Source organism: Sphingobium psychrophilum (genome assembly GCF_012927105.1).
GTDB classification, from domain to species: Bacteria; Pseudomonadota; Alphaproteobacteria; order Sphingomonadales; family Sphingomonadaceae; genus Sphingobium; species Sphingobium psychrophilum.
Genome location: NZ_JABBFV010000007.1, coordinates 85,854 through 100,280, shown reverse-complemented (window position 1 = coordinate 100,280; position 14,427 = coordinate 85,854). Strand labels below are relative to the sequence as shown.

At 64.4% G+C, this 14,427-nt stretch carries 10 protein-coding genes; 6 read left to right on the top strand and 4 right to left on the bottom strand.

Annotated features, from left to right (window positions below):
• The first annotated feature begins 39 nt into the window (after window positions 1-39).
• From HHL08_RS11645 to HHL08_RS11630, 4 genes are all read left to right on the top strand, one after another.
• Window positions 40-333 carry an AbrB/MazE/SpoVT family DNA-binding domain-containing protein gene (locus tag HHL08_RS11645; protein ID WP_169573345.1) on the top strand — a complete coding sequence of 98 codons (294 nt, stop codon included), beginning with the start codon at window positions 40-42 and terminating at the stop codon, window positions 331-333.
• The gene (locus HHL08_RS11640) at window positions 330-746 is read left to right on the top strand and encodes a type II toxin-antitoxin system VapC family toxin (protein ID WP_169573344.1); all 417 of its coding nucleotides are present in this window, start codon (window positions 330-332) and stop codon (window positions 744-746) included. The genes HHL08_RS11645 and HHL08_RS11640 overlap by 4 nt, the downstream gene beginning before the upstream one ends.
• Window positions 746-2,251: an Asp-tRNA(Asn)/Glu-tRNA(Gln) amidotransferase subunit GatB gene (gene gatB / locus HHL08_RS11635; protein WP_169573343.1), complete on the top strand. Its 1,506-nt coding sequence runs from the start codon at window positions 746-748 to the stop codon at window positions 2,249-2,251. The genes HHL08_RS11640 and gatB overlap by 1 nt, the downstream gene beginning before the upstream one ends.
• Before the next feature lie 77 nt (window positions 2,252-2,328).
• Entirely contained in the window at window positions 2,329-2,904 is a 576-nt protein-coding gene (locus tag HHL08_RS11630; RefSeq protein ID WP_169573342.1) for a hypothetical protein, read from the top strand.
• Between the two features lie 143 nt (window positions 2,905-3,047).
• Here HHL08_RS11630 and HHL08_RS11625 read toward each other — a convergent pair whose 3' ends face one another.
• The 4 genes from HHL08_RS11625 to HHL08_RS11610 form a co-directional block, all read right to left on the bottom strand.
• Complete coding sequence (locus HHL08_RS11625; protein ID WP_169573341.1) at window positions 3,048-6,257, bottom strand: autotransporter outer membrane beta-barrel domain-containing protein; 3,210 nt, start codon at window positions 6,255-6,257, stop codon at window positions 3,048-3,050.
• Between the two features lie 272 nt (window positions 6,258-6,529).
• A complete protein-coding gene (locus HHL08_RS11620; RefSeq protein WP_169573340.1) occupies window positions 6,530-8,977 on the bottom strand; it encodes a TonB-dependent receptor domain-containing protein in 2,448 nt (815 codons plus the stop codon).
• Complete coding sequence (locus HHL08_RS11615) at window positions 8,961-9,905, bottom strand: FecR family protein (RefSeq protein ID WP_169573339.1); 945 nt, start codon at window positions 9,903-9,905, stop codon at window positions 8,961-8,963. The genes HHL08_RS11620 and HHL08_RS11615 overlap by 17 nt, the downstream gene beginning before the upstream one ends.
• Window positions 9,906-9,960: 55 nt before the next feature.
• Complete coding sequence (locus HHL08_RS11610) at window positions 9,961-10,473, bottom strand: RNA polymerase sigma factor (RefSeq protein WP_169573474.1); 513 nt, start codon at window positions 10,471-10,473, stop codon at window positions 9,961-9,963.
• A gap of 132 nt (window positions 10,474-10,605) precedes the next feature.
• Here HHL08_RS11610 and HHL08_RS11605 point away from each other — a divergent pair, with 132 nt between their 5' ends.
• Together HHL08_RS11605 and HHL08_RS11600 are read left to right on the top strand one after the other, a co-directional pair.
• A complete protein-coding gene (locus tag HHL08_RS11605; RefSeq protein ID WP_169573338.1) occupies window positions 10,606-11,796 on the top strand; it encodes a serine hydrolase domain-containing protein in 1,191 nt (396 codons plus the stop codon).
• 129 nt (window positions 11,797-11,925) lie between these two features.
• Window positions 11,926-14,412 carry a glycogen/starch/alpha-glucan phosphorylase gene (locus tag HHL08_RS11600; protein ID WP_169573473.1) on the top strand — a complete coding sequence of 829 codons (2,487 nt, stop codon included), beginning with the start codon at window positions 11,926-11,928 and terminating at the stop codon, window positions 14,410-14,412.
• Window positions 14,413-14,427: the final 15 nt, after the last annotated feature.

Sequence of the window (14,427 nt, the reverse complement as noted above, 5' to 3'; positions counted from 1 at the left end):
TGACCGAAGTGTTACCTTGGTAACACTGGAGATTTGGCGATGAACGCGCAGAGCAAGATCGAAACCGGCACCATGACGAGCAAGGGTCAGATATTGATTCCCAAAGCCATGCGCGACGCCGCCGGTCTGGTGCCGGGGCAGCCTTATAAGGTTGTGCTGAATGAAGCGGGGCAAGTGGTGGTTGCGCCGCTGGGGTTCAGTCCTGAGGAAGCAGCCGAGAGAAGCCGACGGGTACGTGAAGCGATCAATGCGATCGCCGGGAAATATCCCAATCCTGACGGTATGAGTACGGATGAGTATATGCGGGAGATACGGGGCAATTACGAACCGTGATCCTTGTCGATTCAAACGTGCTTATCGATGTTCTGGATCGTGATCCTCATTGGTTCGAATGGTCCGCTGCCAATATCGACCGTGCTGCATTGGGCGCTCATCTATTCGTAAATCCGATAGTGATCGGCGAAATGGCACCAAGATTCGAGGCATTGGATGATCTGCGCGTTCTTCTGGCTGCCATGCTTATCGACGTGGAACCCTTGATGCCGGAGGGGGCATTTCTGGCAGGGCGCGCCTTTGAAGTGCATCGCGCTCGAAAGCAGCCGGGGGTGGCCAAAGCCATCCTTGCCGACTTCCTGATCGGCGGTCATGCCCAATCCGCCGGCGCATCCATCCTGACGCGCGATCCGCGTTTTTATCGTAGCTATTTTCCCGGCGTGCCTTTGATCACGCCATCAAAGGACGACTGATGACTGAATCAACCTATCGCATCCAGGGCGCAACCGGCGAGTGGGAGGTCGTGATCGGCCTGGAGGTCCATGCGCAGGTGACGTCGAACGCCAAGCTTTTTTCCGGCGCGGCGACCGCGTTCGGGGCGGAACCGAACACGCAGGTCAGCCTGGTCGATGCGGCCATGCCCGGCATGTTGCCCGTGCCCAATCAGGAGTGCATCCGCCAGGCGGTGCGCACCGGCATGGCGATCGACGCGCAGATCAACAAATGGTCCCGCTTCGACCGGAAAAATTATTTCTACGCGGATTTGCCGCAGGGCTATCAGATCAGCCAGCTCTATCACCCGATCGTGGGTGAAGGGCAGGTCGAGATCGTGCTGGACGAGAAGAACCCGGAAACCAGCACCAAGGTGATCGGCGTCGAGCGCATCCATGTCGAGCAGGATGCCGGGAAGCTGATGCACGACCAGCATCCCACCAGCTCCTATGTCGACCTCAACCGGTCGGGCGTGGCGCTGATGGAAATCGTGTCGAAGCCCGACATGCGCTCGCCCGCCGAAGCGGGGGCTTATCTGGCGAAGCTGCGGACGATCCTGCGCTATGTGGGATCGTGCGACGGCAATATGGACCAGGGGTCGATGCGCGCCGACGTGAACGTGTCCGTGCGCAAGCCTGGCGATGAGTTTGGCACGCGCACCGAAACGAAGAACGTCAACTCGGTCCGCTTCGTGATGGCCGTGGTCGAGCATGAGGCGAACCGGCAGGTCGATGTGCTGGAGGCGGGCGGCAAGATCGTGCAGGAAACGCGGCTCTACGATCCCGACCGGAACGAGACGCGATCGATGCGGTCTAAGGAAGATGCGCACGACTATCGCTACTTCCCCGATCCTGACCTGTTGCCGCTGGAACTGGACGATGCATTTCTGGAGGCGTGCCGTGCGTCGCTGCCCGAACTGCCTGACCCCAAGCGCAAGCGCTACGAGCAGGCGCTGGGCCTCTCCGCCTATAACGCTGCGACACTGACGGCTGACGCCGACACGGCCCGCTGGTTCGAATTGCTGGTGAGCGAGGCCGCACGCATCCAGGGCAAGAGCGAGAGCGACGTCGCCAAGGCGTCGGCCAACTGGCTGTTGTCGGAACTCTATGGCGCACTCAACCGGATCGGCAAGACGCTGGACACCAGTCCGGTCGGCCCGACCGATGGCGCGGAACTGCTGGCGTTGGTCGCCGACGGCACGATCAGCGGGACGATCGCCAAGCAGGTGTTCGAGATCATGCTGGAAACCGGCGACAAGCCTGGCAAGATCGTCAAGGAAAAGGGGCTGAAGCAGACTAGCGACACCGGCGCAATCGAAGCGGCGGTGGCCAAGGTGATGGCCGACAATGGCGACAAGGTCGATCAGTATCGCGGCGGCAAGGAAGCCCTGTTCGGCTTCTTCGTGGGCCAGACGATGAAGGCAATGCAGGGCAAGGCGAACCCTCAGGTCGTCAACGAACAGGTGAAAAAAGCGCTGGCGGGATAGCATTTCTGCCCTGCCGCTTTTGATTTCGGCTTGAGTAAACAGGGCAAGTGTTTTTCATGGCTGCCGAAAGAGGGGCTATGAAATTCCTTATTTGGCTGGCGCTTGTCGCCCTTATAAATTCCGGCGCGTCCGAGGCGCGATCTACCCAAGAAAAGGGGGATCGCGCTTCCACGTCGGCTGATGCTGCGCCGCGTTTGGCGACGAGCGATATCCGCGCGATAAGCACATCCATCGACTTCGCGCTCGAAGCCGTCGTCGGCCCGGTTCGCGCCGGTTTGATGTGTCTGCCAAACAGCAGCTTGCGTGGCAGGGATTTCGTGCGATCCCAGAGAGATTTGGCATTGTTGATGCAGCAGGTTGCCGATGAGCGGGATGTCGGCGGGCCTGCCATCGATGGCCTGAAAGTCGGTTTCAAGGCAATGCGCGTCAAACTATGCGCCAAATCATGGGGTGTGTTTGGCACTGGCGACAGGCAAGATCTTTCCGGTGAAGCGGATTTTGTTTTCGATTGGTCCGCTGCGGGCTTGTTGACTGAGCCGCGCGAAGTGCGGGTTCAGATCAAGGTCAGCAAAGGCGAAGCAATGCCGCCAAGCGACATCATGCGAGAGGCGCTGCGCCAGCTTCTGGCGCAGATAAGGCAAAATTTGTCCTGAATATAAAGAAAGGGGCGCCGCCGGGGGGACCGGCGACGCCCCTCTTTTATGCCCGGCGCCCTTGGGGAGGGATTGTTGCCGGAGCGGAAGGGACGGACCGGGAGGGTCTGTGGGGTGTGGCCCGTCCTTTCATTCTCAAGACGTCACAGGACGAAGTTTACCGTCGCCCTAAATGAAATGGCGACGTGATTTTGTTGTTCCTCCGCGCCAAATTCGCCGCCCACGCGGAACGTGTCGGTGCCGCCATAGAGTCGCGCACGGCCGGTCCAGCCATTGGTGCGGTCTTCCGATACCAGGGTGAACTGGTCGCCGCCCGTGAAGGACGCGGTAGTGTCGCCCAGCGATCCGCCCACGATCTGGCGACGCCCGCCTTCCAGTTCCAGCCGAACCCAGCCATCCTCCTTGTTGAGGCTGCCGAAGTCGTAGCCGGCGGTCACGGTGCCGTTGGCGGTCAGTTCGTCGCTGGTGCGGCCCAGCACGGTCAAGTTGAACGCATCGCCGCCGCCGCTTTCGCTATAGCCATTCTCCTTGAGGCGGTAATAGTCGATGCCGACCGCGGGACGCAGGCCGAAACGGCCCATCTGCCACTGATAGGATGCGCCCGCCGTGCCCGACAGCAGCGTGCCGTTCCAGTTGCCATTGGCCGTACGGACGACATCGCCGCTTTCGAAATGGCGGCTGCCGTCGAACTTGATGCGCGCGGCAGACAGGCGGGCGAAACTGAGGAACGGACCCCATTGACCGCGCCAGTGCGCCGCCAGTTCGAACTGGTCGGAATCGACCGTATTGTTCGAACCGCCGCCACTGTCGCTGCCATGGATATAGGCGAAGGAACCGCCGAACGCGCCGATGTCGCTCAGATATTCCAGGCCGCCGCCCGCGCCCCAGCCGTTGATGTCATAGGAAGCGGTGCTGCCCACGCTCTTGGCGCTGCCAAAGGCGACCTGTTGCAACCAGAAGCCCAGACGCCCGTCCTTGGTGCGGTAGATACCATTGGGGTCGGACAGGATGCGCGCGGTGGCGCGCGATCCCGCGGTGACCGCTTCGAACGTGCCACCGGCATGGTCGGGCAGCATCTGGCGCAGGTTGCCGGTCAGCGTCGCCCCGTCGGTGATCGCCAGATAGGCGCCGGCCACATCGGCGTCATTATCCAGCGCGTTGAAGATCGCCGAATAGGCGCTGGCGGTCGATCCGCTCAACCCCAGTTCCGACACGGTCTTGGCCGCGATCGACAGGGTCACCGTGCCAGCCGTGCTATTCCCCGCGACGCTGCCCTTGAAGATATAGGGCAGCAGCGTGGTGGCACCCAGCGTCGGTGATCCGCTAAGCGATCCGGCGCGCACGATGACATAGTCGCCCGCCGATCCGCCGACTTCGGTCAGGTTGACCTTGACCAGCGATCCGCTGGCGAAGCTGGCCGCGCCCGCGACGGTGTAGACGGTGTTGGCGCCGGTGGCAGCATCGATGGTGACGCCGATGGTGGACGTGCCGTTTGCGGCGAGCGAGGCGAGCGCCACGGTGCCGGTGTTGGTGGCGTTGAGCGTGCCGCCGTTCAGCACCACGGCCACATTGCCACTATTGCTGAGCGCGCCGGACAGGGACGATGTGCCGCCCAGGGTCATCGTGCCCGAGCCGCTGCCGAAATCGACGGCACCGGTGATGCTGGACGTACCCGCCAGCGTCAGGCTGTTCGTGCCCGCGCCGAAGGCGATGTTGCCTGTCAGGCTGGATGCGCCGGATAGCGACAGGCTGTCGTCACCCGCGCCCATGGCCAGGTTGCCGGTGATGGTCCCGGCCGACACGGTCAGCGCGTCATTGCCCGACCCCAGGCGGATGTCGCCGAGGATGCTGGGGGCGGTTGCGGTGGCGGATGCGGCCGCTTGGGTCAAGGTGACGCCGCTGCCGTTGGCTGAAAGGTCGATCGCGATATTCGATCCGGTCTTGCCACCCGACGCACTGATCTTGCCGGTGTTGGACAGGCTGGACACGGTGCCCGACGAATCCAGGATCGCTATGGCGACCCCCTTTTCCGTGCTGGCGGCTGATGCGTCCACGGTGCCGCTGACCTTGATCGAGGCCACCGAAGCGCCCGCGTCGATCACCAGGCCGCGCGCCGACGTCCCGTCCTTCGACGATCCGCTGGCCGCTACCGTTCCGCTGATGTCGATCGTATCGGCGCTGGCCCCTGAACCCAGGCGCATGGCGGTGGCGCTGCTGTCGTAGGAGACGGCCGCGACCGTGCCGCTGACCTGCACGCCCTTTGCGATCGATACGTCGCCGCCCAGGCCGCCGATGACCAGCCCGTTGGCGGCGATGCCGTCATAGATGCCGTAGCCCGCGATGCCGCCCTTTACGATCAGGCCGTATCCGGTGCTGCCCGCCGCAACCGCGCCGATGGCGGTATCGACGTCCGCCGCGCCGATCTGGACCGCCGCTGCCGATCCGTAGGTGATGACCGAAGCGGTGCCTTCCGTGCTGTCCGTCAGGCCATCGTCATCGACGTCCGTGTCGGTGCTGTCCAGCGTCGGGGGGATGTCCAAGATGATGCCGCCGGTCACATTGCCCGCGATCACGACGGCCGATCCGCCCTGTAGCAGATCGTCCGCATCCAGCTTCGTGACGTCGGTGGGGCGGGTCGTGCTGCGATATCCGGTGCTGACGATCGTGCCCTGGATTTTGACCGCGCCGGTGACGTCGCCCAACAGCGCCGCGCCGATGCTGTTGGCGCCCTGGACCGAAGTGGAGCCGCGCAGCGTGACATTGCCGGTCACATCATTGGCGACCACGCCATAGCTGTTGTCGCCGAGGACGCTGGTGGCGCCGCTGGTCGACAGGTTGCCGGTCAGCGCGCCGTCCAGGCGGATAGCGGCCGACTGGTTGCCCTCTATCGTGATCGTGCCGCTATGGTCGATATTGCCCGTATGGGCGGCACCGGACTGGACCCAGATGGCGGTCTTGCCCGACCCCTTGGCGAAGGCGCCGTCAATGTCGCCATCGCTGTCGGTATCGGTCGCGGTATAATCTTCCGTCAGCGTGATGGTGCCGCTGTTGGTAATATTGCCGGTCGTGCCGGGCGCGACCAGGATGCCGGTGACGTTGTTGGCGTCATTGATGGTGATGGTGCCGGCGTTCGACACCTTGTTGTTGCTGTCGACCGTGACGGCCGCGCCGGCGGTCAGCTTGATCGATCCCGCCGCACTGATGGTGATGTCGTCAGCGCCGCCGTTGGCCACGGTGGAGGTCTTGACGGCGGCGGTGGTGGCAGTAGCGATGGTGGTTTCGGCCGCGGCATTGGCCACGGTAAGGGCCACGAGCACGGGCGCGATCGCCGTGCAGGCCAATAGATGTCGCATGATGTCTCCTCTGCGTATCGCGCTGTATCAAAGGCGCGCGTGCGCATGGGACGACGCCCGACCGTGGCTTCCGTCAGGCAATGCGATGAATGGTTGTTCAGATTCATTCGAGCGTGATTTTTCGCCAACACCGTTCGCCCTGCGTAGGGACTGAGCGAAGACGAAGGCCCGTATCGAAGGCTCAGCGCATTGCGCCATCCTTCGATACGCCATTTCGACAAGCTCAATGGCTACTCAGGACGAACGGCGTGAATAAGCCCAGATCCAGAACGTCAGAAAGCGAAATCGATCCCGACGCGCACCGTCCGGGGACGCAGCGGCGTGTAATAGTCTGTGCGCAGGTCGAACGGCGTGCCCAGCGAAAAGCGATTGCCGTTGCTGTCGAGCAGGTTCGTCAGCGACAGCGAATATTGCACCGGCCCGCGTGTCAGGCTGGCGGACAGGCTGGTGTCGACATAGTCGCCTTGCGTCTGGCCGAGGATCGGGCCGACGCCCAGCCGCGACTTGCCGACATAGCGGGCCGAGCCGGACAGGTGGAAGCGCATATCGTCGCCCACCCGTGCGTTATAATCAACGGCGATCCGGCCGCCCAGATTGGCGACATTGGGCAGGGTCAGCGACCGGCCGTCATAGGATAGGGCGCGGATGAAGTCGTTGGGCTGGGTCAGGCGGCTGTCATTATAGATGACGCTGCCGTCCAGGGTGATCACCTGGGTCGGCCGCACGACGATGCGCCCTTCGACCGTATAGATGCGCCCGTCGCCGATATTGGCCGTGGTGGGCAGGCCGATGCGGTCGGTGACGTCGGCCTGGATGTTGCGCCAGTCGGTATAGGCGACATTCGCACTGGCGGCGAAAATGTCGCGGCCCGGCACGCCCTTGCGCGCGCCGATCTCCACGGTGGACACGCGGTCGTTCTGGAACCGGCGCACCCGCTGGTCGTCGACCGCCAGGCCGCCGGGGCGGAAGCCCTGCTGGAAGCGGGCGTAGAGCGTCACGTCGGGGATGGCGTCGGTCAGCAGCGAGGCGGAGGGCAGGAAGATCGTCTCGCTGCGGTCGGCCTGCGCCTCCGCCCGCGCCAGTTCGCTGTCGGAAAGCGCGGCGACCGGATCGAGCGCCTCACCCGACAGGCGGCTGTTGGTCAGTCGGCCGCCAAAGGTCGCGATCAGTCCCTTGACTGGCTCGAAGGAGGCTTCGCCGAACAGCGTCGCTTCCTTGACCATGTTGCGCACGCCGGTCGCGGGCGCGGCCATGCCGCGGCCGAACATTGCGACACCTGGAATGATGACGGGCTGCATCTCGGCGGTGCCGAAGGAGGTCAGTGACCGATTGAGGTCGGACGTGCTTTGCAGATAGGATGCGCCCAATATCCAGCCCAGCCCATTGTCCAGGTCGCGCACCAGCCGGTTTTCGGTCGTGAAGATGGCGACCTTGTTGCGCTGACGGAACAGGGCGGGCGGGCCGCCCGGCTGGGTCGCGTCATAGCTTTCGGCCAGGACATGGCGGACATAGCCGGTGGACGACACGAAGCGCAGGCTGTCCCACTGTTTCTCGATCCGCAGGTTGCCCAGCAGATAGTCCGATTGATAGGGCTGGGCGACGGCGGAGGCGCGTTGCAGACGCCCGACCGACCGGGCCGCATATTGGGCGTCGTCGCCGTCGATATGCTGGTACACGCCATTCAGGTCGATGGTCCAGTCGGCGTCGGGCGCAAAACGCAGCGCGGCGCGGCCGCCATAGGTGCCGGTCCGGTTGACGTCTTTGCTGCCGCGATTGACGTCGTCGATATAGCCGCCGTCGCGCACGCCATAGCCGACGACGCGCAGCGCCAGTTTCTCCGACACGATCGGGATATTGAGCGTCGCCGACAGGTCGCCGCCCGGATCGCCATGCTGGGTGGCGGACAGGCCGGCCGACATCTGCCCGCCATATTCGGCGAGGTTCGGCGCATTGGGCATCACGCGGATGATGCCGCCCAGCGACCCTGCGCCGTAGAGCGTGCCCTGCGGCCCTTCCAGCACCTCGACCCGGCCGACGTCGTAAAGTTTGAGGTCGGGGTCGGGCGCGGCATAATTCAGGCGCATGTCGCCCAGATATTGGCCGGTGGTCGCCTGGGTCGGGCCGGCAACGCCCGAATCCGCGATGGCGCGGATGAACAGCTTGTTGCGGCCCGCGCCGGCATGGGTGGAACTCAGGCTCGCGACGCGCGCCAACAGCGTGGCGGTGCCGCCCGCCGCCTCCGCCGTGCTGAACAGGCGGCTGTCCAGCGCCTCCACCATGCCGGCATAGCGGGGGAGCGGCGTGTCGCGCTTCGACGCGGTGACGATAATTTCTGCGGCGGGCTGTTCAGCGACCGGCGCGGCCTGGATCGGCGCAGGCGCGGCGGCTGGCGCGGGGCGCGCGGCGCGGGCGCGTATGATGCGCCAGCCATTGCCGCCGATCCGCTGCGCCTTCGCGCCGCTGCCCTTGAGCAGTTGCTTGAGCGCCGCCTCCGCGCTCATCCGGCCCTGGACGGCGGGGGTGCGGATGCCGGCCAGCGACTGGTCCGACATGCCGATGCTGGCGCCGGTTTGACGGCCAAGCGCTATCGCCGCCTCGCCCAACCTGCCGGGGGCGATGCTGATAGCCTGTCTTTCCGCCCCTGATGCGGGCGTTGCCGTCGCTAGGACGATCGCGATTGCGGGGGCGGTGACAATAAGAAGGTCAGCTCTGCGGCCCATTTCCTTCCTTAGTCGGCCCTTCCTGCAAGAGCCAGCCTTCGCCCTGCCGCACGGCGGTCAGCCCCATCAGCGGCGCGGCCTGCGCAAAGAACAGCGCCGGGTCGCGGTCCAGCCGGATCGTACCGGTAAAGCGCATCGCCCGCGCGCCCGGCGTCGCGGTCAGGGTGACGCCCAGCGATCGGCCGATATCCTGGCTGATGTCGCCCACGGCGGCATTGGCATAGACCAGCCGACCCTGGCGCCAGCTGGCTACCGCGGCGGGGGCGATGTCCATGACGCGCAGGCCCTGCGCATCCTCTGCCAATGCGCGGCCGGCGGGCAGGGCGATCGCTTCGGCCTGCGGGTTGTAGATCACCTTGCCTTCGGACACGCCGATGCGGGTCGCGGCGTCGGTATGGACGATGTTGAAGACGGTCCCGGCATCCTCGAACACCGTGTCGCCCACGGTCACGCGGAACGGGTTGGCGACGTCATGGCGAACGGTGAAGGCGGCTTCGCCCGTATCGAGCGCGGCGAAACGAGCGTCCTTCCGGTCGAAGCGCATGGTCGTGCCACCGTTCAGTTCGACGGTGGTGCCATCGTCCAGCGCGATCACGCGGGTTTCGCCGGGGCGTGTGGTGACACTGTAGATGTCGCTGCGGTTGAGGACAGCGATCGAGACAGTTGCGACCAGTGCGGCGGCAATCGCGCCGCCGCCGATCCAACGCAGCGGACGCCGCGTGCGCACGCCCGGATCGTTTGCAGCCACGGGCATGGCGACGGGTTCGGGCGGGATAAGGCTGTCCAACTCGCTGTCCGCCAGCATCACCGCGTCATAGGCGGACGCATGTGCAGGGTCAGCCTCCAGCCATGCGGTGAAGGCGTCCCAATCGGCAAAATCGGGATCGCGCGTGCGGACGACCCAGCCCAGCGCCTCCTCGTTTATCATGGCTCCAGCCCCGTTTCTTTTGTGCCCCGTAATAAGGCAGACGTCGCCAGCCTGCTCATTCCGTATCCAGTTTCTGCTTGAGCGTCAGCATCGCTCGATAGGCCTTTTGCAAGTCCTTCTCCACCGTGGTCAGGCTGACCCCCAGTTCGTCGGCAATGACGCGCTGCCCGACCCCTTCGATACGGAAGCGGCGGAACACCATTTCGACCCGCGGCCCCAGGTCGCGCAGCACCGCGCGGGCCTGATCCAGTTGTTCGTTGAGGACCATGCGGTCGTCGACGGCGATATCCTCGGTCGGGTCGGCCATCACGCCGCCCGCGCCCTCCGCCCAATCCTGTTCGCGCCGCTCGCGCCGGGTGGCGGAACGATAGCGGTCCAGCATCAGATTATTGGCCATGCGATAGAGATAGGGCAGCGGATCGGACACGGGGCCAAGATCCTTGGCCTCCAGCTTCATCCACATATCCTGCAACAGATCTTCGGCATCCTCGCCCGCGCCGCGTGCGCGCAGAAAGCGCAGCAGGGCGGGGCGGTTGGCCATGAAGATTGCGGAGAGGCCGGTGGCCATGCCTGTGGTGGTCCAGTGTAAGCGGGTCTGGCGCGTTGCCATAGAGGGGCGGGTGGGGTCTTGGCAACGGCCAAGCTGTTTACCTGCCTGCGTCGCTGGGTTAGCGAAGGCCGGCACGACAAGAGGATCGGCATGACGGATGGTGTAGACAGGATTGCGTGTCGGGCGGCGGGGATGGACCCGGACCGGCTGGAGGCGCTGGTCGGCTTTCTCGACCGCAGCTATCTGGCAACCGGCAAGCTGCCGCACATGCAATTGCTGCTGTCGCGCGATGAGCAGCCGTTGGTTGCCGTGACGCGCGGCGCGGCGCGGGCGACCGGCGAACCGCTGCGCGACGACGCGCTGTTCCGCATCGCATCGATGACCAAGCCGATCACCTCGGTCGCTTTCATGATGCTGGTGGAGGCGGGGGCGGTCGCGCTCGATACGCCCGTCGCCGACGTCATTCCCGAATTTGCCGACCTGCGCGTGGGGCAGGCCAATCGCGCCAAGCCAAAGCGTGCGATGCTGATGATCGACCTGCTGCGCCATACGTCGGGCCTCACCTATGGCCTGCAACGCCAGACGCCGATCGACGCGCGCTACCGCAAGCTCGGCCTCGACGAGTTCCAGCAGAAGCGCACGTCAGACCAGTTCGTCGCCGACCTTTCCACCCTGCCGCTGGAATTTTCGCCGGGCGACCGGTGGAATTATTCGGTGTCGACCGACGTGTTGGGCGTGGTGGTCGAACGGCTGTCGGGTATGGATTTGGAGCGGTTTTTCCGCACCCGCATCTTCGATCCGCTGGTGATGGTCGATACGACATTCGTCCTGCCCGATGACAAGGCGGACCGCATGACCGACGCCTGGCGGCTGGACGAGACGGGCGATCTTGCCATCGCGGACATCGGCGCGCGCAGCGGGTGGCGGCGGCCGGGGCGCTTCCTCTCGGGCGGCGGCGGGCTGGTGTCGGGCGTGGCGGACTATCATCGCTTCGCCCGCATGTTGCTGCGCGGCGGGGAACTGGACGGCGTGCGGCTGCTGTCGGCGCAGACGGTGGCGCAGATGCGCCGCAACCAGCTGCCGGGCGGCGGCGACCTGTCCACCCTGTCCAGCGCGATGTTCAGCGAAGCGGATTATCAGGATGTCGGCTTTGGTCTGGGCTTCGCCATGGGCATGGACGCCCATGAATATTATTGGGGCGGCGTCTTTTCGACCTATTTCTGGATCGATCCGGTCCACCGGCTCATCGGCATTTTCATGACCCAGCATCTGCCATCCAGCACCTATCCGGTGCGCGCCGAGCTGCGTGCCGGCGTGGGTGAGGCCGTGCTGCATCGATAGCGGCGTAAGGTTCCATTCGAAACGGCTGAAAACAGCCGATATTTCTTGCTGCGCTGCAAAAATGTGCATGGCGCGCCGCGGGGGGCTGTGCCATCATCGGGTTCGACTCAGCGAAGGGGGATCGTGCCTGTGAATCTCAAGGGCCAGACCAAGCTTCCCATACCCGCACCGCGGCAGGTGGACCCGGAAGTCCTCGCCCATGAAATTGTCGAGCGCCTGACCTATCGGATCGGCAAGAATGCGGCCGCGGCCAAGCCGCATGACTGGCTGCACGCCGTCATCCTGGCGATCCGCGACCGGGTGATCGATGCCTGGATCACCTCCACCCAGAAAACCTATGAGGAAGAAGGGCGGCGGGTCTATTATCTGTCCCTGGAATTCCTGATCGGCCGGCTGATGCGCGATGCGGCTTCCAACATGGAAATGCTAGACGACATGCAGGCGGCGCTCGCCTCGCTGGGGGTCGATATCGACATCATCGCCGCGCTGGAGCCGGATGCGGCGCTGGGCAATGGCGGCCTGGGGCGGCTGGCCGCCTGCTTCATGGAAAGCATGGCGACGGTGGACGTGCCCGCCTATGGCTATGGCATCCGCTATGTAAACGGCATGTTCCGGCAGGAAATCAGCGACGGCTGGCAGGTCGAATTGCCCGAAAACTGGCTGGCGCACGGCAATCCATGGGAGTTTGAGCGGCGCGAAGCGAGTTACGAGATCGGCTTTGGCGGGCGGGTTGATCCGGCGGAGGGCGAGGATGCCGGGCCGCACCAGATGCGCTGGCGACCGGCCGAACGGGTGATCGCGACCCCCTATGACACGCCGATCGCGGGCTGGCGCGGCAAGCGGATCAATACGCTGCGCCTCTGGGAAGCGCAGCCGATCGACCCTATCCTGCTCGACAAGTTCAATGCAGGCGACCATATGGGCGCACTGGCCGAAAGCAACCGGGCGGAATCGCTGACCCGCGTCCTTTATCCCGCCGACAGTTCAACGGCCGGCCAGGAATTGCGGCTGCGGCAGGAATATTTCTTCTCCTCAGCTTCGTTGCAGGACATCGTCCGGCGGCATATCCAATATTTTGGCAGCATCCTGACCCTGCCGGACAAGGCGGCGATCCAGCTCAACGACACCCATCCCGCGGTGGCGGTGGCGGAGCTGATGCGCATCCTGCTGGACGATCATGGCGTGGATTTCGGCGAGGCGTGGGACATCACGCGGCTCACCTTCAGCTACACCAACCATACGTTGCTGCCCGAAGCGCTGGAAAGCTGGCCGGTGCCGCTGTTCGAACGGCTGCTGCCCCGGCACATGCAGATCGTCTATGCGATCAACAGCAAGCTGCTGGGCGAAGCCCGCCGTCTCAAAGCGGAAGATGGGTCGGCCCAGTTCACCGACGACGCGATCGGCACGATATCGCTGATCGACGAGGGCGGGGATCGGCGCGTGCGCATGGGCAACCTCGCCTTTGCCGGGTCTCACAGCGTCAATGGCGTGTCGGCGCTGCACACCGACCTGATGAAGGTCACGGTCTTTGCCGACCTGCACAAACTCTATCCCACGCGGATCAACAACAAGACCAACGGCGTCACCTTCCGCCGCTGGCTGATGCAGTGCAATCCGGGCCTGACGGGCCTCATCCGCGAGGCGATCGGCGATCGGTTTCTGGACGATCCCGAAGCGCTGCGCGACCTGGACGGTTTTGCCGACGATAGCGGGTTTCAGGAGAAATTCCTGGCGGTGAAGCGCGCCAACAAGGGCGCCCTGTCGGACCTGCTGCGCAAGCGTTTCAATGCCCGGATCGACCCAGCTGCGCTGTTCGACATCCAGATCAAGCGCATCCACGAATATAAAAGGCAGCTGCTCAACATCGTGGAGGCCGTGTCGCTCTACGACCAGATCCGCTCGCACCCGGAAAAGGACTGGGTGCCCCGCGTCAAGCTGTTCGGCGGCAAGGCGGCGTCGAGCTATCACAACGCCAAGCTGATCATCAAACTGGCCGGCGACGTTGCCCGCGCGGTCAATCATGATCCCGCGGTACAGGGGCTGCTGAAGCTGCAATTCGTGCCCAATTACAATGTCTCCATGGCGGAGGTGATGATCCCCGCCGCTGACCTGTCCGAACAGATTTCGACCGCGGGCATGGAAGCGTCCGGCACCGGCAATATGAAGTTCGCGGTCAATGGCGCGCTGACCATCGGCACGCTGGACGGTGCCAATGTCGAAATGCGCGACCATGTGGGCGAGGATAATATCATCATCTTCGGCCTGACCGCGCAGGAAGTGAACGACCAGCGCGCCAGCGGCTACGTCCCGCGCGATGTGATCGGCCAGAGCCGCGAACTGGGCCAGGCGCTCGATGCAATCGCCAGCGGCGTCTTCTCGCCCGACGACCCGGACCGCTATAAGGGGCTGGTGCAGGGATTATATGATCATGACTGGTTCATGGTCGCGGCCGATTTCGACAGCTATTCCGCGGCCCAGCGGCAGGTCGATGCGCTCTGGATGGACCAGTCGCTCTGGGCGAAGAAGGCGATCCACAATGTCGCGCGCATGGGATGGTTCTCGTCCGACCGTACGATCCGCGAATATGCGGCCGAAATCTGGAAAATCACGCCATGAGCGTAAGCGAGGGAT